Annotated in this window: 20 protein-coding genes; 10 read left to right on the forward strand and 10 right to left on the reverse strand. The window is 59.9% G+C overall.

The annotated features are described in order from the left end of the window. The first annotated feature begins 91 nt into the window (after positions 1-91). The 5 genes from colR (at position 92) to IF654_RS06230 (ending at position 3,869) form a co-directional block, all read left to right on the forward strand. Positions 92-775: a two-component system response regulator ColR gene (colR, locus tag IF654_RS06210; protein ID WP_047274185.1), complete on the forward strand. Its 684-nt coding sequence runs from the start codon at positions 92-94 to the stop codon at positions 773-775. Next, the gene (locus tag IF654_RS06215) at positions 765-2,042 is read left to right on the forward strand and encodes a sensor histidine kinase (protein WP_047278621.1); all 1,278 of its coding nucleotides are present in this window, start codon (positions 765-767) and stop codon (positions 2,040-2,042) included. Before colR ends, IF654_RS06215 begins: the two co-directional genes overlap by 11 nt. Before the next feature lie 202 nt (positions 2,043-2,244). Beyond that, the gene (locus tag IF654_RS06220) at positions 2,245-2,925 is read left to right on the forward strand and encodes a class I SAM-dependent methyltransferase (RefSeq protein ID WP_194862663.1); all 681 of its coding nucleotides are present in this window, start codon (positions 2,245-2,247) and stop codon (positions 2,923-2,925) included. Positions 2,926-2,928: 3 nt separating this feature from the next. After that, entirely contained in the window at positions 2,929-3,642 is a 714-nt protein-coding gene (locus tag IF654_RS06225) for a lipopolysaccharide kinase InaA family protein (RefSeq protein WP_047274191.1), read from the forward strand. Next, positions 3,642-3,869, forward strand: a complete 228-nt coding sequence (locus tag IF654_RS06230) for a hypothetical protein (protein WP_047274194.1) — start codon at positions 3,642-3,644, stop codon at positions 3,867-3,869. Before IF654_RS06225 ends, IF654_RS06230 begins: the two co-directional genes overlap by 1 nt. Before the next feature lie 85 nt (positions 3,870-3,954). Here IF654_RS06230 and IF654_RS06235 read toward each other — a convergent pair whose 3' ends face one another. From IF654_RS06235 to IF654_RS06265, 7 genes are all read right to left on the reverse strand, one after another. Next, positions 3,955-5,052 (reverse strand): DUF1513 domain-containing protein, encoded by a 1,098-nt coding sequence (locus tag IF654_RS06235; protein ID WP_047282314.1) that lies wholly within the window; start codon positions 5,050-5,052, stop codon positions 3,955-3,957. A 14-nt stretch (positions 5,053-5,066) separates the two neighbouring features. Continuing rightward, positions 5,067-6,131, reverse strand: a complete 1,065-nt coding sequence (locus IF654_RS06240; RefSeq protein WP_047274198.1) for an imelysin family protein — start codon at positions 6,129-6,131, stop codon at positions 5,067-5,069. A 26-nt stretch (positions 6,132-6,157) separates the two neighbouring features. Next, positions 6,158-7,579, reverse strand: coding sequence for a di-heme oxidoreductase family protein (locus tag IF654_RS06245; RefSeq protein WP_070413715.1), 1,422 nt, complete (start codon positions 7,577-7,579; stop codon positions 6,158-6,160). A gap of 166 nt (positions 7,580-7,745) precedes the next feature. Further along, positions 7,746-9,092, reverse strand: a complete 1,347-nt coding sequence (locus IF654_RS06250) for an imelysin family protein (protein ID WP_194862662.1) — start codon at positions 9,090-9,092, stop codon at positions 7,746-7,748. 161 nt (positions 9,093-9,253) lie between these two features. After that, the gene (locus tag IF654_RS06255) at positions 9,254-11,305 is read right to left on the reverse strand and encodes a putative bifunctional diguanylate cyclase/phosphodiesterase (protein ID WP_047274204.1); all 2,052 of its coding nucleotides are present in this window, start codon (positions 11,303-11,305) and stop codon (positions 9,254-9,256) included. A gap of 264 nt (positions 11,306-11,569) precedes the next feature. Further along, positions 11,570-12,166, reverse strand: a complete 597-nt coding sequence (locus IF654_RS06260; protein WP_047274206.1) for a superoxide dismutase — start codon at positions 12,164-12,166, stop codon at positions 11,570-11,572. A 217-nt stretch (positions 12,167-12,383) separates the two neighbouring features. Further along, positions 12,384-12,986: a LysE/ArgO family amino acid transporter gene (locus IF654_RS06265; RefSeq protein WP_047281151.1), complete on the reverse strand. Its 603-nt coding sequence runs from the start codon at positions 12,984-12,986 to the stop codon at positions 12,384-12,386. A gap of 110 nt (positions 12,987-13,096) precedes the next feature. Between IF654_RS06265 and IF654_RS06270 the strand changes: the two genes are divergently transcribed. From IF654_RS06270 to IF654_RS06280, 3 genes are all read left to right on the forward strand, one after another. Further along, positions 13,097-13,990 carry a LysR family transcriptional regulator ArgP gene (locus IF654_RS06270; RefSeq protein ID WP_047274210.1) on the forward strand — a complete coding sequence of 298 codons (894 nt, stop codon included), beginning with the start codon at positions 13,097-13,099 and terminating at the stop codon, positions 13,988-13,990. 51 nt (positions 13,991-14,041) lie between these two features. Then, positions 14,042-15,040, forward strand: a complete 999-nt coding sequence (locus IF654_RS06275; protein ID WP_194862661.1) for an NAD-dependent epimerase/dehydratase family protein — start codon at positions 14,042-14,044, stop codon at positions 15,038-15,040. Between the two features lie 110 nt (positions 15,041-15,150). Then, positions 15,151-16,002 (forward strand): hypothetical protein, encoded by an 852-nt coding sequence (locus IF654_RS06280; RefSeq protein ID WP_047274214.1) that lies wholly within the window; start codon positions 15,151-15,153, stop codon positions 16,000-16,002. Positions 16,003-16,019: 17 nt separating this feature from the next. Here IF654_RS06280 and IF654_RS06285 read toward each other — a convergent pair whose 3' ends face one another. From IF654_RS06285 to IF654_RS06295, 3 genes are all read right to left on the reverse strand, one after another. Further along, positions 16,020-17,537 carry an MDR family MFS transporter gene (locus IF654_RS06285; protein WP_094988356.1) on the reverse strand — a complete coding sequence of 506 codons (1,518 nt, stop codon included), beginning with the start codon at positions 17,535-17,537 and terminating at the stop codon, positions 16,020-16,022. A 135-nt stretch (positions 17,538-17,672) separates the two neighbouring features. After that, entirely contained in the window at positions 17,673-17,849 is a 177-nt protein-coding gene (locus IF654_RS06290) for a hypothetical protein (protein WP_156425770.1), read from the reverse strand. 118 nt (positions 17,850-17,967) lie between these two features. Further along, the gene (locus IF654_RS06295; RefSeq protein ID WP_047282318.1) at positions 17,968-18,873 is read right to left on the reverse strand and encodes a LysR family transcriptional regulator; all 906 of its coding nucleotides are present in this window, start codon (positions 18,871-18,873) and stop codon (positions 17,968-17,970) included. Positions 18,874-18,987: 114 nt separating this feature from the next. On the opposite strand from IF654_RS06295, the gene IF654_RS06300 reads away from it, so the two are divergent. Then, positions 18,988-19,872 carry an MBL fold metallo-hydrolase gene (locus tag IF654_RS06300; protein WP_047282319.1) on the forward strand — a complete coding sequence of 295 codons (885 nt, stop codon included), beginning with the start codon at positions 18,988-18,990 and terminating at the stop codon, positions 19,870-19,872. A 43-nt stretch (positions 19,873-19,915) separates the two neighbouring features. Then, positions 19,916-20,530: an NAD(P)-dependent oxidoreductase gene (locus tag IF654_RS06305; protein ID WP_070413711.1), complete on the forward strand. Its 615-nt coding sequence runs from the start codon at positions 19,916-19,918 to the stop codon at positions 20,528-20,530. The last annotated feature ends 38 nt before the right edge of the window (positions 20,531-20,568 follow it).

Genomic DNA, 20,568 nt, shown 5'->3' on the forward strand with positions numbered 1-20,568 from the left:
CCAGAACGCCTTGTGGCGCTGGCCCTGCGGCGTGGTTCGCACTAAGCTGCGCGGGCCAAGACGGCCGTAACTGCGTACGGAGAAAGTGCCCATGCGAATTCTATTGGTTGAAGACAACCGCGATATCCTCGCCAATCTGGCTGATTACCTGGGGCTTAAAGGCTATACCGTGGATTGCGCGCAAGACGGTTTGTCAGGCCTGCATCTGGCAGCCACCGAGCATTACGACCTGATCGTGCTCGACATCATGTTGCCCGGCATTGATGGCTACACCTTGTGCAAACGCCTGCGTGAAGATGCGCGTCGCGATACGCCGGTCATCATGCTCACCGCGCGGGATCAGTTGGACGACCGTTTGCAGGGGTTCAAGTCAGGAGCCGACGATTACCTGCTCAAGCCGTTCGCCTTGTCGGAACTCGCGGCCCGCATCGAAGCCGTGCTGCGCCGTGCTCAGGGCGGCGGGCGTCGCGAGTTGCAAGTGGCGGATCTGAAATACGACCTCGACACCCTTGAGGTTACCCGCCAGGGCCGCCTGCTCAAGCTCAACCCGGTGGGCCTCAAGCTGCTGGCGGTGCTGATGCAAAAAAGCCCCCACGTGTTGCGCCGTGAAGTACTGGAAGAAGCCTTGTGGGGCGATGACTGCCCCGACAGTGACAGCCTGCGCAGCCACGTTCATCAATTGCGTCAAGTGATCGACAAACCGTTCGACAAGCCGCTGCTGCAAACCGTGCATGGCGTGGGCTATCGCCTCGCCGAGGCACGCGATGGAGTTTAAGCAAAGCCTCGCCCAGCGGATCATCATTGCGTTTGCGCTGATGAGCGCGCTGGTCGCGGGGACGTTCGCCATGGGCATCGTGGCCACCGTGCACCTGGTGGAAGAGAAGCTCATTTCGGCGGGCCTGGGCGGCGACTTGCAGCGTCTGCTGCTGATGGACAATGTGGCGGATTGGAACCACCGTCCCGAGCCGGATCAGCTGTTTTATTACAGTGGCGGGCGCGGCGATTTCGCCTTGCCCAAGGATTTGCGACATCTGGAGCCGGGCTTCCACGAAGTATTTCGCGATCAGCTGTCGTATCACGCCATGGTGGAAGTGGTGGACGGGCGTCGCTACGTATTGCTGCAAGACCAGAGTGATTTCGAAGAGCGCGAACGGGTGCTGTTTGCCGTGGTGCTGGTGGGCTTTGTACTGGCGCTGGCGCTGGCCGTGTTTCTGGGGTGGGTGCTGGCACGCCGGGTGATGGCTCCCGTTGTCAGGCTGGCACGGCAGGTGCGTCACCGCGACCAGCTCCTTGGGCTGGCACCGCCGCTGGCGCCCGATTACGCCGCTGACGAAGTGGGGGAACTGGCCGTGGCTTTTGACGCCACCTTGGGCCGGCTGCGGGCCACCCTCACGCGTGAACGCCTGTTTACCAGTGACGTCAGCCATGAATTGCGTACGCCCTTGATGGTACTGGCCAGTTCCTGCGAGCTGTTGCTCGAAAGCCCGGCCTTGGATCAGCGCAGTCGTTCGCAGGTTGAGCGGATTTCCCGCGCGTGTGAAGAAATGCGTGAACTGGTGCAGACCTTCCTGATGCTGGCGCGTGCGCAGCATGAGGACGCCAGCATGTCGCCCAAGGTCAACCTCTCGACAGTGGCTGAAGGCCTCATCAGCTTATGGCGCGGGCCTATCGAAGCCAAAGGGCTGGAACTGATCTATCAGCCAGGCGACCCTCTGGATACGCTCTACAACGCGACTTTTCTGCATGCAGTGATGGGCAACTTGCTGCGTAATGCCTTGCATTACACCGACACCGGTTTCATCCGCCTGACCCTCGAACCGACCGGTTTTGTGGTGGAAGACAGCGGCGTAGGGATCCCGGAAGAGAAACGTCAGGCGATGTTCCAACCCTTCGTGCGCGGCAGCGAAAAACGCGGAGAAGGGCTTGGGCTGGGGTTGTCGCTGGTTCAGCGAATCTGTGACAGCCAGGGCTGGCGCGTAACGCTGACCACCATGGAGCCCAATGGATGCCGATTCCGCGTTGAACTCAATCCTTCGGATTGAGCCTTTTTTGCGACGGGTTGCGCCTTGCAGGCTGTCGCAAAACTAGAGCTTTTAGTCGATAAGTGGCCCTGCGCCACTATTTCTAGCCTGTAAAACCTTGCAACCCTTGCGGGGTTTACACCACGTTTTTTTCACTCGTTGATGACCTGAAGCTCACAGCCGCCTGATTAAGGTGATGGCTACACGCTTCAGGAGAGCCATCATGAGCCCCGCCATCAAACTCAAATTTTCTGAAAAGTACGACCAGCAACACGCCTCGAATTATCTGTTAAAGCACCAGAACGGTTTGGCACGGCGCTTGTCCCATGCCCGGGACGAACAATTGGCCCGCCATGCCCTGGCGTTGGCCGGTGATCCTGGAGTGGTGCTGGATTTGCCCTGCGGCGCGGGGCGTTTTTGGCCGTTGCTGGCGCAAAGACATAATCGTGAAATCATTGGCGCGGACAATTCAGCGTCTATGCTGGATGTGGCTTCAAAGGCGCAACCTGACGAAGTGGTCAAACGGGTACGCCGTTTGCAGACATCTGCTTTCGACATCGACCTGCCCGACAACGCGGTCGACAGTATTTTTTGCATGCGCCTGCTCCACCATATCGGTGATGCCCGTCATCGGATGGCTCTATTGCGTGAGTTTCATCGTGTTAGCCGCGACAGTGTGATTATTTCCCTGTGGGTCGATGGCAATTTCAAGGCGTGGAAACGCAAGCGCCTTGAGCATCGACGCGGTGCTTCATCTGTGCAGGAAGGTTACCAAAATCGATTTGTGTTACCTGTTGCTACAGTTGAGGACGAGTTCAAGAAGGCCGGTTTCACCATTCAGAAACATCTGGATTTTATTCCGCTGTACGCGATGTGGCGGATTTACGTATTACGCAAGAGATAGCTCATGACCGTTTTTTTTGTACAGCAACCCCCGATGTCCACTGAAGATTGCTTTGAACATTACTGGCGCCAAGAAGGTGAATGGGTTGAAGAACCCAACCGGCGGCGGGGCGGGGAGAGTGGCGTACAAAGGATTCATGAGAATGGCAAGTTGCTCTATGCCAAGCGTCAAGTGGGTCATATTTACCGCAGCTGGCGCTACCCCCAGGGGCGTCCGACGGTGCTGCGCGAACGTGATGCACTGCTCGGGTTGCGCGAACTGAAGGTGAATGTGCCGGAGTTGGTGTTTTGCGGCGCCAAACAGGCGCAAGACAAACAATGGCGTGCCTTGTTGGTCACATCGGCGCTGGACGGTTATATCGAAATTCAAGACTGGTACGCCGCCGGCGGTCGCGAGCAGTACGGCGAAGCGGTGCATGACCGGGTGCTTCAAGCCGTTGCACAGAACCTGGCGCGCATGCACTTGGGGCGCTGGCAGCACGGATGCCTTTATATCAAACACGTTTTTGTGCGGGTCACGGGCACCGCCCAGGCTGCTCAGGTCGATGCCGCGCTGCTGGATCTGGAGAAATGCAGGCAACGTCTGACGCCCTATAAAGCGGCCTCGCACGATCTGAAACAGTTACGACGCCATTCGTCGTGGAGCGATACCGACTGGCGCAAACTCATCTACTTTTACGAAACGGTGTTTGGCAGCGCCATCAAAGGTTTACGGTGATGAAGCGAGAAATTGCACGAGGTTTGTTTTTGCTGGCTGCACTGGCCATTGCGTCAGTGGCGCTGGCCGCCTGGGAGCAACCCAGACCACAGGTATTGAGCGCCACCCTCAGTGGCAATCACTGCCCGTTGCCGAGGGTGGCCAAGGTTGAGAGCGTGGCCAAGCCCGATCACGACTTGCTGCTGTTCATGTTCGGTATGTCCCAGGGGTTGCGTCCACAGAGTTGAAAACATGTCAGAGGCGTTCTATAGCAGTCGCCGGACCGACCCCCGGCGACGCGCTCCCACGGCAATTGCTAATCCGGCGTCTGCTTTACATCACGTGTAAATGGTTGTCCCAAAGCCCGGCTGGCAGATCCAGAGGTTGGGCAGTCAATTGCGGTTGTCGGCAATCATAGAACCGGCACCGGCCTTGCCCCGAAGTCACCACAAAACCGTCCTTCACCGCCGCTACACCCGCGCAATCCGCTAATGGCGCATCCAGGCGCACCGCGCCGCTGTCCAGATCCCAGACAAAAAACCGATTGCCCCTCGGCGCCGTCAAGGCCACCAACCGAAGATCACTGTGCACCGCGACGCTGGCCGTGTAATGGCCCATGGCGCGCAGCTGTTGTTCAGCCACAGGGAAAGGCTCGAAAGGCTGGCCCGGCCGTTTGATCGCCAGTAACTCCGACAACTCGTGCGCATCACCCATGAACTGCTGGCAGGCCACCACGGTGCCATCGCTGGCAATGCCCAAGTGCCGCACACTGTTCATCTGCTGGCTCAAGGTCTCTTTGCTCAGCAGGGTGCCGTCGCGTTGCATCAGTACCAGGCTGGGCTCCATGGCGTTGAGGTTCATCTCGACGCGGCTTTCGGCTTCGGTACGAATGCCGCCGTTGGCCACCACCAGGGTTTCGCCGTCCGGCATCCACGACACCTGATGCGGGCCGACGCCATGGGTCGGGATCTCCCCGCTGTGAATCAGGCGTTCGCCTTCAAAGCGGTAAACCCCCAGCAACCCGCGGCCCGGATCGGTCGTGTCGTTTTCAGTGGCGTAGAGCCATTCGCCGTCCTTGTGAATCACGGCATGGCCATAAAAGTGACGATTGGGCAGCGACGTGAGGGTTTGCAGCAACGCCCCGTCCTTGAGGCTGATGAGGTAGCTTTCGGTGCCTGGGCGGCGGGCGACGAACAGCGCAATGGGCTGGGTCGGGTGGTTGATGATGTCGTGGCAGCGTTGTTTGACCTGGGTATTGAACACCTGGGTGCCGTCGAGCGTGTAGCCGACGGCGAAGTGATTGCCGTCGACGTCGTCACGGGCACTGAGCAACAGCGGGCTTTGGCCCTTCTGTTTGAACAGCGACCAGCCGCCCAGCGTGACGGCGCTGAGCAGTAAACCGCCAAGTTTCAAAGCTTGCCTGCGCATCATCGAACCTTCCTTCATTAATCGCCGTCGTTGGCGTTAAAGCCCAACTGGATGCCCAACGCTTTGGCCAGCTCGCCTTCGTGCAGGCGGTGAACCACGTTCAGGCTGTCGTAGATCGCATCCAGTTGAGCGCGGCCGGCGTCGTCAGCCAGCAGCTCATTGAGCGACCGGGTGTTGTCATTGAACAGTTTGAGCGACGCGTCGTATGCCGCATCGATCTTGTCAGCCAGCGGCTTTTGATCGGCAGGCAGCAGGCCGCGCAGGCCCTTGTTGTCGACACCGACCCACACTGTCCGGGCAGCGGCGAGGCTGGCGGCCAGGCTTTTGAGCGACGACTCGCTGCGCCATGCGTCAGCCTGGAAGGGCTGCGGGATGCCTTTGCTCTGGCGGCCCATCGGCGTGCCGAGTTTTTTCTTCAGGGTGTCCAGTGCAGTGACCTGAACCCGCAGCAAGTCAGCGATGGCTTCGTGGGAGTCGGCATAGCGCTGGTTCGGGAACTTGGTCATTTGCGCCAGCATGCCGTCAGTGCTGTTCCAGCTCGCCAGAATGTCTTCGGCCAGTTGCTTCTGACGTTCGCCAATGGCGCTCAGCAGCGGGCAGTAACGGGCTTTGGTAGCCTCGTCAGCGAGGTCGATTTTGCTGTCGAACAGGATGTACTCATAAGCAGACAACCCCTGGACCACGACGCTCGATTTGGCCAGTGCGGCGGCATCAATTTGCGGTTGGGCGATGACCAGTTGCTCGACCTGACGGCCGACCAGATTTTTTTTGTCCGGCCAGAACTGGACTTGCCACGAACGGTTGCCTTCAGCCAGTGGCCCGATCAGCAAGGGTTGCAGTTCGGCCCAGGCTTTCTGTGCGTGCAGGTAATCGGCCCGCGCGGTGTCGAGTGTTTCCTTGCCCTGGCAATAGGCCAATGCACTGACGGCCAGTTGACGGTCGGCGTCTACCCAGCGGCTGTAGGTGGGCAGGATTACCTGTTTGGCGATCGCAGCCGAGGTAACCGCTTGCGGGTCCTGGGGGGCGCACGCGCCCAGGGCTAACGCGGCAAGGCTGGTGAACAACAACTTGGGTCGAAACATGTCGGGGTCCCCGATCGTGTAGGCGTTTAAAGAGAATTCAGGAACGCCAGCAACGCAGCGCGCTGCTCGGCATTGAACTGTAAAACGTTCTGGCGCGCCGGTTCGGCTTCGCCGCCATGCCACAGCACGGCTTCGAGCAGATTGCGGGCGCGACCGTCATGCAAAAACTGGGTATGGCCGCTGACGTTTTGGGTCAAGCCGATCCCCCACAGCGGCGGCGTACGCCACTCGCGACCACTGGCGGCAAACTCGGTCCGGTGGTCGGCCAAGCCCTCGCCCATGTCGTGGAGCAGCAGGTCGCTATAGGGGTGAATCACCTGATTGGCCAGTTCGGGCTCGGCGGCGTCGGGTGCGGTGGTAAAGGTGGGCGTATGGCACGCCACGCACCCGGCCTTGTAGAACAGGTTTTTCCCGGCCAGTACCTCGGGCGCCCCGACATCACGGCGTGCCGGCACGGCGAGGTTGCGGGTATAGAACTCCACGAGGCGCAAAATGTTGTCGCTGACTTCGGGTTCGCCGTCCGCGCCGTTGCCATTGGGCGCTTCAAGGCATGCCGTTTGGGCTTGGGTGCAATCATCGAAGGGTCTCAAAGACGTGGTGAGCCCCATATCACCAGAAAAGGCGTGAACATTTTGTTGATTGAGGTTCGGTTGACCGGCTTTCCAGCCAAATCGGCCCAACACCGTTTTTTGTTGCGCGTCATCCCAGACCCAATTGGGGCGCCCGGACACCCCGCCTGCGTGGTCGTCTTTGGCATTGGCCAGGATCGCGGCTTCGGGGATGGCTTCGAGCAGCCCGAGGCCGATCATGGGCGGGGCAATGCGTGCCGAAAAACGGGTGTCCGGGTGCATCGGGCCATAGCCCAACTGGGTGATCTGCAAGGCTGGTTTGCGCAGCTCGACTTCGGTGCCGTCCTTGAACCGGACGGAAACCGGCTCGTAGTCGACGCGCACTTTGCCTTCCGGGACGACGCCGGGCACCGACATGTCCTGCAACTGGCCGCCATAGGTAGGCTCGGGAACAATACCGGCTTGCTCGATCAGGGTGGCAAACGTCGGGTCATCCGGGATCGACAGGCGTACCAGCATCGACACCGAGTTTTTCGCAGTGGGAGCGGGCGGATGGCCGCGACCGTCCTTGATATGGCAGTTCTGGCAGGCATTGGTATTGAACAGCGGGCCGAGGCCGTCGCGCGCGGTGGTGGTCGAAGGCGCGATCACCCATGGGCTGCGGAAGAAGCTGTTACCGACACTGAAGTCCAGACGCCGGCTGGGTGCCAGGTTGGCAGACGGCAGGGAAAAGGCGTTCTGGTCGGTTTTGCGCACCGTGGTGGCTCCCCCGGAGCGGGCTTCGCCAGGCTCGGGTTTGGTAAAGCGCGGGGCATCGTCACAACCGCCCAGGCCCAAGGCCACGAGCAGCAGCGACAGGCGAAGAGGCAACGAAGGCATCAGCGTCCAGTTCTACGAGCAAAATCGAGGGCACAAAGTCTAGCAGGGAAGGAGAATTGAAATAAGAGGAATTAGCGTTTGGTTTGACTTACGGCAGTCAAGGCGTCTCATCACGTGAAAAGGCGACCCGCAGGTCGCCTTTTGTCATACGCGCAGACGCAGCGGATCAGAAATCGTGATCGGCGTTGTCCGGGTTCAGGTCGCTGATGCCCAGCTTGCCGGCGGCCTGCTCGATGGCGCCGGTCTGCTTGACCAGTGCGGCGATGGCATCGCGCACCACCTGATTGCCCGATTCGTTACCGGCGGCGATCAGTTGGTCGTAGTGCTCGCCCTTGGCAGCGCGATCCACCATGACCTGAATCTTGGCTTCGGTGTCGGCCAGGTCGGATTTCAGCGTTGCGTCAGCCGCCGGGTCAACCACCACCACCAGCGAGGACAGGCTAGGGCCGGTCATCTTGGTGCCGTCGGCACGCAGGTACTCACCCAGGTAGATGTTACGGATGCCTTTGGCGTCGTAGAAGTGCGAGTAGTGGGTGTTGTCGCTGAAGCAGTCTTGCTCGTCTTCAGGGGAGTTGGCTTCCAGCGACACTTTCATGCGCTCGCCCGCCAGTTCGCCCAACGACAGGCTGCCCATGCCGAACAGCATTTTGCGCAGACCGTTCTGTACCGGCTCGGCTTCCAGCGAGGCGCGGTAGTTGTCCGGCACGTTGGGCGCCCAGTTGCCGACCATTTCGTCCAGGTCGTTGACCAGCAGTTGGGTCACGGCTTTGAGGTACGCGCGACGACGGTCGTTGTGGCCGCCGGTGGCGCCTTGGCCTTCCAGGTAGTCAGAGGCGGGACGGTTGCCCGCGCCAGGGCCGGTGCCGTTCAGGTCCTGGCCCCACAGCAGGAATTCAATGGCGTGGTAGCCGGTGGCTACGTTGGCTTCCGAGCCGCCCAGTTCATTCAGGCTGGCCAGGACTTCAGGGGTGATTTCGGTGACGTCGACTTTGTCTTCGCCCACCTGGATCTGGGTATTGGCGATGATGTTGGCGTTGGCGCCCGGGTTGCCCAGTGCGTGAGCGTAGCTGGCGTCAACGTAGTCGATCAGGCCTTCGTCCAGTGGCCAGGCGTTCACCTGACCTTCCCAGTCGTCAATGATGGTGTTGCCGAAGCGGAATACTTCGCTCTGCAGGTACGGCACACGCGCTTCAACCCACGCGGCCTTGGCGGCTTTCAGGGTGTCGTCATTGGGGTTGGCGAGGAAGGCATCGATGGCGGTTTGCAGTTTTTTCGCGGTGCTTTGCGCGTCGCTGTACACGGCGTGAACCATGTCGGCGTAATGAGCTACCACGGCTTTGGCGGCGGCTTCGTCGATTTTCACCGCGCTGATGTCAGCCGCCGGTGTTGCCTGAGTCGTTGCGGCGGCAGGGGCTGGAGCTGCTGTGTTTTTTTCTTGGTCTTTGTCGCCACAACCGGCGAGTGAAATAGCAATGGCCAGCAAACTGGCGGAGGCCAGAGGCAAACGAATCATGGCGAACATCCTGCTTCGAGAGGTGGGACACGTGTGCGAGTGCACAAAACAATGGCGACATGATGCGAAAGATTTGCATTTTGTGTAAAGGGTTAGCGTTGTAAATATTTCCTATTTACGTCTCTCTCACCCGGATACACCGCAAACCTTGAAACACGGATTTACATAATGACGGCATTGTTGCGCTGGCCCTGCTTCAGAAAAACGCTCAACTCGCGCGCTGGCAACGGTTTGCTGTACAGGTAACCCTGGCCTTCGTGGCAGCCCTCGTTGATGACATACGTTTCCTGCTCAAGGGTTTCGACACCTTCGGCAATCACCTGCATGCCCAGGCTTCTGCCGAGCTGAATGATGGCCCGCACGATGGTGGCATCGTCGTCGTCATCGATCAGGTCTTGCACAAAGCTCTTGTCGATCTTGATCTTGTCCAGCGGCAGGCTCTTGAGGTAGCTGAGCGATGAATACCCGGTACCGAAGTCATCAATGGCGATCAGGGCACCGGAGCGGCGCAGGCTGAGCAGGTGTTGCGCGGCCGTGCTGATGTCTTCCATCAGGCCGGTTTCAGTGACTTCCAGTTCAAGGCTGCGGGGTGGCAAACGGTAGATTTGCAGCAGGTTGTTGACCATTCGCGGCAAGTCCGCGTGGTGCAATTGCACGGTCGACAGATTGACCGCCATGCGCAGTTCGGTGAAACCCTGATCGTGCCATTCGCGCAATTGGCGGCAGGACTGATCCAGTACCCATTCCCCGATAGCAATAATGCTGCCGTTTTGCTCGGCCAGCGGGATAAACAAATCAGGCGGCACCATGCCGTGAACGGGGTGCTGCCAACGCAAGAGCGCCTCGACACCCACCACCTCATGGTCGCTGTAGCGGATTTGCGGCTGGTACACCATGTACAACTGATTGCTCAGCAGGGCGTCGCGCAAGTCCTTTTCCAGCTCGCGCCGACGGCGCATCTCGGTGTCGACACTGGCGATGTAGAACTGATAACGGCTGCGCGAGCGTGACTTGGCCAGGGTCATGGTCTGTTCCGCTTTTTGCAGCAGTTTTTCGCTGGAGTCACCGTCTTCCGGGAACAGGGTAATGCCGACGGTGGCCCTCAGCCGGATGGATTGTTCGGCCAGCAGGAACGGGGTTTCAAGGTCGTCGAGAATGCTCTGCGCCAGCTCCGCGACCTGATAGGGCTGATCGATATCGGCCTGCACCAGCGCAAACTGATCACCCCCCAGGCGCGCAAGGGCCCCCAGCCGACCGCTGTGCGAGCGCAGGCGGTCAGCCACGGCCATCAGCAGTTGGTCGCCGGTTTGATAACCGTGCTGTTCGTTGATGCTTTTGAAATCGTCCAGCCCCACGCACAACACCCCCACCCGGCGCTGCAAGCGACCGGCATCGAACAGGATCTTGGCGAGCTGGGTTTGCAGTTGCTGGCGATTGGGCAACCCGGTCAGAAAGTCGTACTGGGCCATGCGCAGCAGAGTGTTTTCAGCCTCATGGCGCAGGTGGGTATTGCGCTCGATGGAGGTCAGTAACTGGTTGGCCGTGTTGATCCAGATGCCCAGCTCGTTTTTCTCGTGGCCCCTGAGCAAAGGCAGCAAATGCTGGCTGGGGCGGTCCGGGTTGATGGTGCTCAGGTGCTCGATCATGCGTGACAGGGGCTTGGTCAGCAGCCAGTGATAGATCAGGTACAGCACCAGCCCCATCAATAAGGCGCGCAAGACGCCGGAGATGAAAATAATCCCCGAATTGATCAAAAAACCGTCGCCATAGTTGGCGGTATCAAGGGTGATGGTCAGGTCGCCGTAGTACTCGCTATAAGGCCCGCGACCCACCAGCGGGGTGACGAATGTCCGTTCCTTGTCCAGAAACACATCCGTCAGCCAGCGACTGGTGGCTTCACGCAAAGGCCTGGATTTTTCAGCCAGCGTGGTTTCTTTGGGGTGGCCAATGGAGGCCTGGCGCACCGCATCGTCCTGAAACAGGCCTTCGATGACCTGCATCGCCATCTCTCGGTCCAGGCTGTAGACGGCCTGAGTGGAGGGGTCGCGAAACATGTCGAGAATACGTTCGGCGTCGTTGTTGATCGACTGCCGGGTCTTGTAGGCGTCGAACACAATCTGCGCGCAGCTCAACACCACCCCGACGATCAGTGCCGACAGCAGCACGATCCGGAGCAACTTGACTGACAAGCTGTTTTTGAGTTCCAGCTTCAAAGAGCGCTTCCTTGTTTCTGGCGGATGATATCAAGTAGCCATGACTGTGGGTAATCCCTCGCGGACACTCTTCGCCTTTAAAACTTTAATACGGTAACGCTGTGCACACTGTGTCGGTCTGGCCTGTGCTGAACTTGAGCACCAAGCGAAGAAAATTTCTGTGGTGTGAGTCTAGCTCGCGTGAGCTTCGGGGCCAGCGACCTCGCAACTTTCGCGTGGCCAAAAAAAACCCGGCAATGCCGGGTTTTTTGTCTGGCGCCGTACTTAAGCGGTGAAGGTTTTGCCTTCGAACTGCTCAGCCACGAATGTCCAGTTAACGAGGTTCCAGAACGCTTCAACATACTTAGGACGTACGTTGCGGTAGTCGATGTAGTAAGCGTGTTCCCAAACGTCGCAGGTCAGCAGCGGGGTGTCGCCGCTGGTCAGCGGGTTGCCGGCGCCGATGGTGCTGGCCAGGGCCAGGGAACCGTCTGCTTTTTTCACCAGCCAGCCCCAGCCGGAACCGAAAGTGCCGATGGAGGTTTTGCTGAATTCTTCTTTGAACTTGTCGAACGAGCCGAACGAAGCGTTGATCGCGTCAGCCAGTGCGCCGGTTGGCTGGCCGCCACCGTTTGGCGTCATGCAGTTCCAGTAGAACGTGTGGTTCCACACTTGAGCTGCGTTGTTGAAGATGCCGCCCGAAGAGGTCTTGACGATCTCTTCCAGGGTTTTACCTTCGAATTCTGTACCTGGTACCAGGTTGTTCAGGTTCACGACGTAGGTGTTGTGGTGCTTGTCGTGGTGATATTCCAGGGTTTCTTTGGAGATGTGCGGCTGCAGGGCATCGTGTGCGTACGGCAGTGGCGGCAATTCGAAAGCCATGGTGATTCTCCTAATCAGGTCAGTTGCGATGAGCGCAAGGCCGATCACGGGCGGCCAAACACGCGCCGATGAGTTTTTACTCTTTGCGGCGCAGGGGCAGGATCATAGCACCGGGGTGGCGGCTTAACCACGCAACAACTGTGTGGAATAGAGGTTCCAGCGCGATTGATGGAAAAAGTCGATGCGTTTCGCCCGGCAAGTATTTCCCGGTCTTTCATCACCCGGCGACGATCAATTGCACCGCCACGGTGTACATCATCACCGCCACCAGCAAATCGAGCAGGCGCCAGGTGCCGGGACGTGCGAGCCACGGCGCCAGCCATGCAGCGCCGAGGGCCAGGGTGAAGAACCACAGCAGCGAAGCGCTGGCGGCCCCGATCACATAAGCGCCCGGCACACTTTGTTGCGCGCCCAGCGAACCGATCAGCAGCACGGTATCGAGGTAGACGTGGGGGTTGAGCAGCGTAACCGCCAGTGCGCTGAGCATCACGGCTTTTAGCGAACGGGCGGTCTGGCCTGCCGATTGTTCAAGGCTTGAGTTGGCGAACGCACGGCGCAAGGCCTGCGTGCCGTACCACAGCAAAAACACCGCGCCCCCCCAGCGGGCAACGCTGAGCAGCACCGGGTTCTGCGCCAGGATAGTGGCCAGCCCAAACACCCCGGCCGCTACCAGCAGGGCATCACAGACCACACAAAAGGCGGCCACCGGCAAGTGGTGTTCACGGCGCAGGCTTTGCGCCAGCACGAATGCATTTTGGGTGCCGATGGCCATAATCAGGCCGAACGCGACCAACAGACCGTTCAGGTAGCTTTGCCACATAAGAAGTACTCGTTGAACTACAGCGGGAGGAGAGGTGTGCTGCTGGCTATTCTCGGGGTGTTAGCGGTATAAGAAAAACCAATATTGCTGATCGCTCATTAGGAAAACTGATGTTCGACTATAAATTACTCTCCGCCCTGGCGGCCGTGGTGGAACAAGCGGGATTTGAGCGTGCGGCGCAGGTGCTCGGGCTGTCACAATCGGCGATTTCGCAACGCATCAAATTGCTGGAGGCGCGCATCGGCCAGCCTGTGCTGGTGCGTGCCACGCCGCCCAGCCCGACCGAGATCGGCCGCCGCCTGCTGAACCATGTGCAACAGGTGCGCTTACTGGAGCGCGATCTGCAAAGCGCAGTGCCAGCACTGGACGACGAGGGGCTGCCGGAGCGTCTGCGCATCGCCTTGAATGCCGACAGCCTGGCGACCTGGTGGGCGCCGGCCGTGGGGGATTTTTGCGCGGAGCACCATCTGCTGCTGGACTTGGTGGTAGAGGATCAGACCGTGGGCCTCAAACGCATGCGCGCCGGTGAAGTGGCCGCCTGTTTATGTGCCAGCGAACGGCCGGTGGCGGGAGCGCGCAGCGTGTTGCTGGGCGCCATGCGCTACCGGGCGCTGGCCAGCCCGGCATTCATTGCCCGGCACTTTGCCAGCGGTGTGAGCGCGGCGTTATTGCCCAAGGCCCCGGCGCTGGTGTTTGGCCCGGACGATTTCCTGCAACATCGCTACCTGGCTTCGCTGGGAGTGGACGGTGTTTTCGAACACCACTTGTGCCCGTCTTCCGAAGGTTTTATCCGCTTGACCGAAGCAGGGCTGGGTTGGGGACTGGTGCCTGAATTGCAGGTACGCGAGCAACTTGAAAACGCAACACTGGTGGAGCTTGTGCCAGATAAACCCATCGACGTGCCACTGTACTGGCATCATTGGCGTAACGGTGGACAACTGCTGGGGCAACTGACCGAGCATTTATCGCGGTCAGCGTCACGCTGGTTAGTGCCTTTGGCCTGACATCAGGCGTTTAAACAGCAGGCAGCACGCATAGAGTATTTGGAGCGATTGATGAAGATTCTGGTCACCGGCGCAAGCGGCTTCATTGGCGGACGCTTTGCGCGTTTTGCCCTGGAGCAGGGCTTTGACGTACGGGTCAGCGGGCGTCGTGCCGACGGTGTTGAACACCTAGTACGACGCGGGGCTGAGTTTATCCCGGGTGATTTGACCGATGGCTTGCAGGTGCGTGACCTGTGCGTCGATATCGACGCCGTGGTGCATTGCGCGGGCGCTGTCAGTGCCTGGGGGGGCGCGCAAGAGTTACAGCGCGACAATGTGCTGGTCACGGAAAACGTGGTCGAAGCCTGTTTGAAACAGCGGGTGCGCCGCTTGGTGCACCTGTCCTCGGGGTCGCTGTATTTTGACGGCCGTTCACACGTGGGCCTGACAGAAGAACAGGTGCCCAAGCGCTTTAGCCACACCTATGCCGCGACCAAACACCTGGCCGAGCAAAAAGTCTTTGGTGCGCAGGAGTTCGGACTGGAAGTGATTGCCCTGCGCGCGCGCATGGTCACCGGCGCTGGCGACATGAGCCTGTTCCCGCGTCTGCTGCAACAACAGCGTAAAGGGCGTCTGGCGATCATAGGCAACGGCCTGAACAAAGTTGACTTCACCAGCGTGCAAAACCTCAACGAAGCGTTGCTCAGTGGTTTGTTGGCCACCGGCTCGGCCTTGGGCAAGGCCTACAACATCAGTAACGGCACGCCGATACCCTTCTGGGACGTGGTCAATTACGTGATGCGGCAAATGAACGTGGCTCAGGTCACGCGTTATCGGGGCTACGCCTCGGCCTACAGCATGAGTGCGCTCAGTGAAGTCGCCTGTAAACTGTGGCCCGGCCAGCCCGAGCCAACGCGCACGCGCCTGCGCACCCAGGAAATGAACAAAGATTTCACCCTCGATATCAGCCGCGCCCGGCATTATCTGGACTACGACCCCAAAGTCTCGCTGTGGGCGGCGCTCGATGAATTCTGCGGCTGGTGGAAAGCCCAGGAATCGCCTTACCGTTAACCCCCGTAATACCGATGAGCCTGACGAAGGTTCAAGGACGATCAGGGCGCGAGTCCGAGGTTTATACTCGCGCCATTCAGCTTTCACTCAGGTTTTAAATAAGGTTTGCCATGCGTAACGATGCACGCGACGACTTCGATGATGTCCCGACCCTACGAGCCACGGTCGATGACCATGATGAACAGCCCCTGGGCGCAGCAGCCCGCGAGCGCACCACGGTGTATTCGCGCGCCACGCCTGTGATCAAGGTCAAAGCACCCACCACCGGCCCGTTATGGGCCCTGCTCGGCGCCGTGCTGTTGGCGTTTGCCGGGTTGGCGTGGTGGAGCTTCCAGCAACTGTCGATGATGGAACAGCAACTGGTGGCGACCCAGGAAAGTTTCGCCCGCATCAGCGAAGAAGCGGCAGGACGGTTGCAGGCTATTTCCGGCAAGGTGGTGGCCAGCGAGTCCACGATCAACAGCGGCAGCGAAGCCTTGAAGTTGCAGATCAAGCAACTGGAAGAAAAACTCCTTGAGCAACACCAGCAACAGCAAGGCGCGGTGGCCGGTCAGCAAGGTGAGCTGGACAAGCGCTTCGAGCAGATCAATGCGGCCATGGTGGCCCAGGTCTCGGCGCAGCAGGCGAGCAACACCCAGTTAAGTACTGAGGTGAAAGCGCTGGGCACAGAACTGGCGACCCTCAAAGCCAGCGTGGCCGAACAGGGCAAACTGGACGCGCAGCTCAAAAGTGTCAGCGCCGACGTGGCCACGCTGAAAAAGCAGGGCAATCCGGCCGCCGCCATCCAGCGTCTGGAGCAGGATTTACTGGTGCTTAAAAGTGAACTGGAAACCCGCCCCGCAGCCGCCCCGGCCCAAGGCAGCACCGCGGAGTTTGACCTGTTCCGCGGGCAGGTGACGCGCAACATCAACACGTTGCAAAGTCAGATCCAGAACCTACAAAAACAGATCAGCGCCAAATAATCCAAAGGCTGGCGGTGCTACGTGGCCTTGTCTTCACGCCCGCGCAGCACCTGATTGGGCATCGCCAGCGCCGCGCCCAGCCCCAGCAACGAAAACGCGGCGCTGATGCTCAGCAGGTGGCGGAAGGTGATTTGCAGCTCGGCCCGCAGGTTATCCAGTGCCGGGCCTTGCACCGCGTTCAGGCCATCGAGCAGCACATTTCCCGAACTGCCTTCACCCAGCAACGGTCTCCCCATGGCCGGGGTGCTCAGCGAGTCGTGCAGTAACGCCAACAGCAGCGCCGACATCAAGGCCACGCCCACGGCGCCCCCCAGCGAACGAAACAGGTTGGTGGTGCTGGTGGCCACGCCGATATCGCGTTGCGCCACCGAATTTTGCGCGCCCACCAATGACGTGGGAAATTGCATGCCCGAAGCGATTCCGCTCAACAGCATGAACACCCCGCTCAAGAGTTCCGCGCCCGGCGGGCTGTAGGCCATGCCCAAAATGGCGAACGGCATCAGCGCGGCGCCGCCCAGAATCATCGGCTTGTAATACCCGGTCACCGAGGTCATGCGCCCGGCCACATACGCGCCGATGGGCAGGCCCATTGCCAGCGGCAACAAGTGCAGGGCCGCGCTGTCTGCCCCGGCACCGGTGATGCTTTGGTAACGCAATGGCATCAACACCACCAGCGAGATGGCCTGAAAGCTGGTGAAAAATACCGTGCACCAGCACAACACGGCATTGCGATTGGCAAATAAATGCATCGGCAGCAGCGGCTCGCGCGCCCGACGCTCGTGCCACACAAACAGCAGCAGGGCGAACACTCCCGCGCCCAATAGCATCAGCACCTGATCGCTGCGCCAGCTGTGGCCCTGACCGATAAAGGTGATGCCCAGCAGCAGCGAGGTCAGACCGACGATCATCAAGACCGTGCCCAGGTAATCAATGATCGGCGTGCGCTGCGCAATCGGCAGGCCCACCAGCGTGCGACTGGCAATCCACCATGACACCAGCCCCAGCGGCAGGTTGATCCAAAACACCCAGCGCCACGACAGGTATTGCGTCATGAAACCGCCCAACACGGGCCCGGCGACACTGGCCAACGCGTACATGCCGCTGAAGTAGCCCTGATAACGGCCGCGTTCGCGCGGTGGCACGATGTCGCCGATGATCGCCTGACTCACCGAGATCATGCCGCCAGCGCCAATGCCCTGAATGATCCGCGCCAGCACCAGTTGCTCCATGTTTTGCGCCACCCCGCAAAACAACGACGCCAGGGTGAACAGGCCCATGCCAAACAGCATCAGGCGGCGCCTGCCGTACAAATCACCGAGCTTGCCGTAAATCGGCACGGCCACGGTCATGGCCACCATGTAGCCGGAAATCACCCACGCCAGTTGGCTGACATCCTTGAACTGTGCCGAGATGGCAGGCATGGACACGGCAACGATGGTTTGATCCAGCGCACCCAGGAAAATGGCCAGCATCAAGGCCACGAGGATACTGCGAATGGCGGGTTTGGACGGGGCGGATTGATTCAGGCTGGCCATCAGTACACCTGTAGGCGCAAAGGCACAGGCGCGATGGCCTGTGGCGGAATGCCGCCCAGTGTACTGGATAGCTCGCTAACGAACAGGCGCAAAAAAAGGCGCAGTCGTCACTCCATCAACGGCTGCACCGATTGTTTATCTCAACGCGCTGAATGCGGCATTCAACGAATTGCAATGCTCGCCCTGGCAACTGGCGGTAAATCGAGGGGAGAGGCGCGTTTGCTCGGCGCGGTAACACGCGCTGGCAAACAGTACAGCGGCAGCAAACACAACAAACGCGGTCATGCATCTGGTTTTTGTTTTCGTGGTCATGGCAGTCATCTCCTGATACCTAGACGTCACACTTTTGAGGCTAGTTCAGACCCTCGGACTTGCCACGCCAGTTGTACGACTGCCCCTGTAAGCCTTCATCCCTCAAATGGACTAGGCCTTACAAACCGTTGTCCCACGCAGGCTCCGGGGTGAAGCGTTGCGCCAGAAAGTCCAGCATGCTGCGCAACGCGGCGGGCATGTGTTTGCGCGAGGCGTAGACCGCATAAATATTCATGACCCGGGGTTCGGCGTCGGGCAACAAACGCACCAGGTCCCCGCGCTGCACATGCACCCCGGCCTGGTAGCTGGGCAGGAGAGAAACCCCCGCGCCAGACAGCGTGGCGCTGAGCAGCGTGCTGGCTTCGTTGGCGCTGATATTGCCCTGCACTGGCACCGACAGTTCTTCGCCATCACAGGTGAAATGCCACAGGCTTTTGCCGAAATAGGAGTGGGTCAGGCAGTTGTGCTGGCTCAAGTCATCCACCCGGCGGGGCGCCGGGTGCTCGCGCAGGTACGCGGGCGAGGCACACAGCACCGAGCGACAAACGGTCAATTGGCGCGCAATCAGGCTGGGGTCAAGCTCCCGACTGGTGCGAATGGCGAGGTCAATGCGTTCATCCACCAAATTCACCGTGCGGTCGAGCATTTGCAGGTCAATGGTCACGCCGGGGTTGAGGCGTACATAGTCGGTCACGGCTGCTGCCAGTTGCGATTGCCCGAATGACGTACTGACGCTGATGCGCAGCAGGCCCCGTGGCGTATCCCCGGCCGAGCCCACGGCGGCCTGCATGTCCTCGGACAGCTCCAGCATCTGCCGACAGCGCGGCAGCGTTTCATTGCCGGCGGCAGTCAGGCTCAATTTGCGCGTGGTGCGATGCAGCAGCCGCGCGCCCACCCACGCTTCAAGCTCGGCCAGGTAGCGCGACACCACCGGCCGCGACAGGTCCAGATGATCGGCCGCCGCTGACTGGCTGCCGAGGTCGACGACGGTGACGAATACCCGCATTGCATTAAGACGGTCCATGATCTGCCCGATTTCTGAAACAAACTATGTCGCAGCATCGCATTTTTTAACCCTGATCGGGCTACTAAGCTGTGTTCATCGCCACTCACGGCCTTTTGATTCAGGACACCGCCCATGACCGTATTTTCAACCTTGCGTCGTTTGTTCTTCGGTGCCGTTGCGCTGGGCTTTGCCGCACAGGCTGGCGCCGCGCCCGCGCCCCTCACGCTGGACGTGTACAACCCCGGCGCTGCGGCGATTTTTCCGGTGTCGTCGGTGCTGGTGAGCGGTGACAAGGACGCCATTCTGATCGATGCCCAATTCGGCAAAGCTCAGGCCCAACACGTGGTGGACAAAATCCGCGCCAGCGGCAAGCACCTGACCACCATCTACATCAGCCACGGCGATCCGGATTACTACTTCGGCCTGCAAACCCTGACCGAAGCGTTCCCGCACGCCCAGGTGCTGGCCTCCGCGCCCACGGTTGAGCACATCACCAAGACCAAGGACGCCAAACTGGCGTTCTGGGGCCCGCAAATGGGCGTGGATGTCCCGAGCACACTGATTGTGCCGCACGTGCTCAAAGGCAACAGCCTGCAACTTGAAGGCCGCGATCTGGAAGTGATCGGGCTCAACGGCAAACAGCCGGACCGCAGTTTTGTGTGGATTCCTTCGCTCAAAGCCGTGGTGGGCGGGGTGGTCGTGGCCGATAACATTCACGTGTGGATGGCCGACACGCAAACGCCTCAGTCACACAAGCAATGGTTGTCTACGCTCAAGCGCATCGACAGCCTGCAACCCGAAGTGGTGGTGCCCGGGCATTACGTGGGTGAGAACGACCGCTCAGTCAGCGCGGTGCACTTTACCCGCGATTACATCAAGGCGTTCGATGAAGAAACCCTCAAGGCCAAGGACTCGGCCGAGCTGATTGACGCGATGAAAAAACGCTACCCGGATCTGGGCGAAGCGTCTTCGCTGGAACTGAGCGCCAAAGTGGCCAAAGGCGAAATGAAGTGGTGATTCAAACGTTCAGTGACATCAGTCCATTTAACAGGAGAACCTCATGAGCAAGATTGCGATTATTGGTGCTACCGGACGTGCTGGTAGCCAACTGCTGGAAGAAGCCCTGCGCCGCGGTCATAGCGTGATCGCCATTGCGCGTCATGCCTCAAAAATCGGCCACCGTGAGCACGTGGTCACCAAGGACGTGGACGTCCACGATGCCCAGGCACTGCAAGAGGCCGTGGCAGGCAGCGACGTGGTGTTGAGTGCCGCGCATTTCTCGACGTTGCCCGTGGAAGCCATTATCGAACCGGTGAAAAAAGCAGGCGTGAAACGCTTGCTGTTTGTCGGCGGCGCCGGTTCGTTATTGCTGCCCGATGGCACCAAAGTCATCGACAGCGAGGGTTTCCCGGACGAGTACAAACCAGAAGCTACAGCGGGTGGGCAGTACCTGGAGACATTGCGCAAAGAACAGGACCTGGACTGGACCTTCCTGTCGCCATCGGCCGAATTTGTCGAAGGCGAGCGCACCGGTAAATTCCGTCTGGGCAAGGACCACCTGCTGATCGGCGCCGACGGCAAAAGCTGGATCACCTTTGCTGACTTCGCCATCGCTCTGCTGGATGAAGTCGAGCACCCGGCGCATTCACGCCAGCGTTTTACCGTCGGCTACTGATCCTGAACCCTGACCTGGCCCCGGCGCAGCAGTCGCCG

The organism is Pseudomonas lundensis (assembly GCF_015377145.2).
In the GTDB taxonomy this organism is placed as follows: Bacteria; Pseudomonadota; Gammaproteobacteria; order Pseudomonadales; family Pseudomonadaceae; genus Aquipseudomonas; species Aquipseudomonas lundensis.

Excerpts from the sequence above, each read along its gene's own strand:
- colR (WP_047274185.1), top strand. The coding sequence starts at position 92 with ATGCGAATTCTATTGGTTGAAGACAACCGCGATATCCTCGCCAATCTG.
- IF654_RS06290 (WP_156425770.1), bottom strand. The coding sequence starts at position 17,849 with ATGACCACGAAAACAAAAACCAGATGCATGACCGCGTTTGTTGTGTTT.
- IF654_RS06240 (WP_047274198.1), bottom strand. The coding sequence starts at position 6,131 with ATGTTTCGACCCAAGTTGTTGTTCACCAGCCTTGCCGCGTTAGCCCTG.
- IF654_RS06250 (WP_194862662.1), bottom strand. The coding sequence starts at position 9,092 with ATGATTCGTTTGCCTCTGGCCTCCGCCAGTTTGCTGGCCATTGCTATT.
- IF654_RS06270 (WP_047274210.1), top strand. The coding sequence starts at position 13,097 with ATGTTCGACTATAAATTACTCTCCGCCCTGGCGGCCGTGGTGGAACAA.
- IF654_RS06300 (WP_047282319.1), top strand. The coding sequence starts at position 18,988 with ATGACCGTATTTTCAACCTTGCGTCGTTTGTTCTTCGGTGCCGTTGCG.
- IF654_RS06265 (WP_047281151.1), bottom strand. The coding sequence starts at position 12,986 with ATGTGGCAAAGCTACCTGAACGGTCTGTTGGTCGCGTTCGGCCTGATT.
- IF654_RS06215 (WP_047278621.1), top strand. The coding sequence starts at position 765 with ATGGAGTTTAAGCAAAGCCTCGCCCAGCGGATCATCATTGCGTTTGCG.
- IF654_RS06295 (WP_047282318.1), bottom strand. The coding sequence starts at position 18,873 with ATGGACCGTCTTAATGCAATGCGGGTATTCGTCACCGTCGTCGACCTC.
- IF654_RS06280 (WP_047274214.1), top strand. The coding sequence starts at position 15,151 with ATGCGTAACGATGCACGCGACGACTTCGATGATGTCCCGACCCTACGA.
- IF654_RS06235 (WP_047282314.1), bottom strand. The coding sequence starts at position 5,052 with ATGATGCGCAGGCAAGCTTTGAAACTTGGCGGTTTACTGCTCAGCGCC.
- IF654_RS06275 (WP_194862661.1), top strand. The coding sequence starts at position 14,042 with ATGAAGATTCTGGTCACCGGCGCAAGCGGCTTCATTGGCGGACGCTTT.
- IF654_RS06305 (WP_070413711.1), top strand. The coding sequence starts at position 19,916 with ATGAGCAAGATTGCGATTATTGGTGCTACCGGACGTGCTGGTAGCCAA.
- IF654_RS06230 (WP_047274194.1), top strand. The coding sequence starts at position 3,642 with ATGAAGCGAGAAATTGCACGAGGTTTGTTTTTGCTGGCTGCACTGGCC.
- IF654_RS06245 (WP_070413715.1), bottom strand. The coding sequence starts at position 7,579 with ATGCCTTCGTTGCCTCTTCGCCTGTCGCTGCTGCTCGTGGCCTTGGGC.
- IF654_RS06285 (WP_094988356.1), bottom strand. The coding sequence starts at position 17,537 with ATGGCCAGCCTGAATCAATCCGCCCCGTCCAAACCCGCCATTCGCAGT.
- IF654_RS06260 (WP_047274206.1), bottom strand. The coding sequence starts at position 12,166 with ATGGCTTTCGAATTGCCGCCACTGCCGTACGCACACGATGCCCTGCAG.
- IF654_RS06225 (WP_047274191.1), top strand. The coding sequence starts at position 2,929 with ATGACCGTTTTTTTTGTACAGCAACCCCCGATGTCCACTGAAGATTGC.
- IF654_RS06220 (WP_194862663.1), top strand. The coding sequence starts at position 2,245 with ATGAGCCCCGCCATCAAACTCAAATTTTCTGAAAAGTACGACCAGCAA.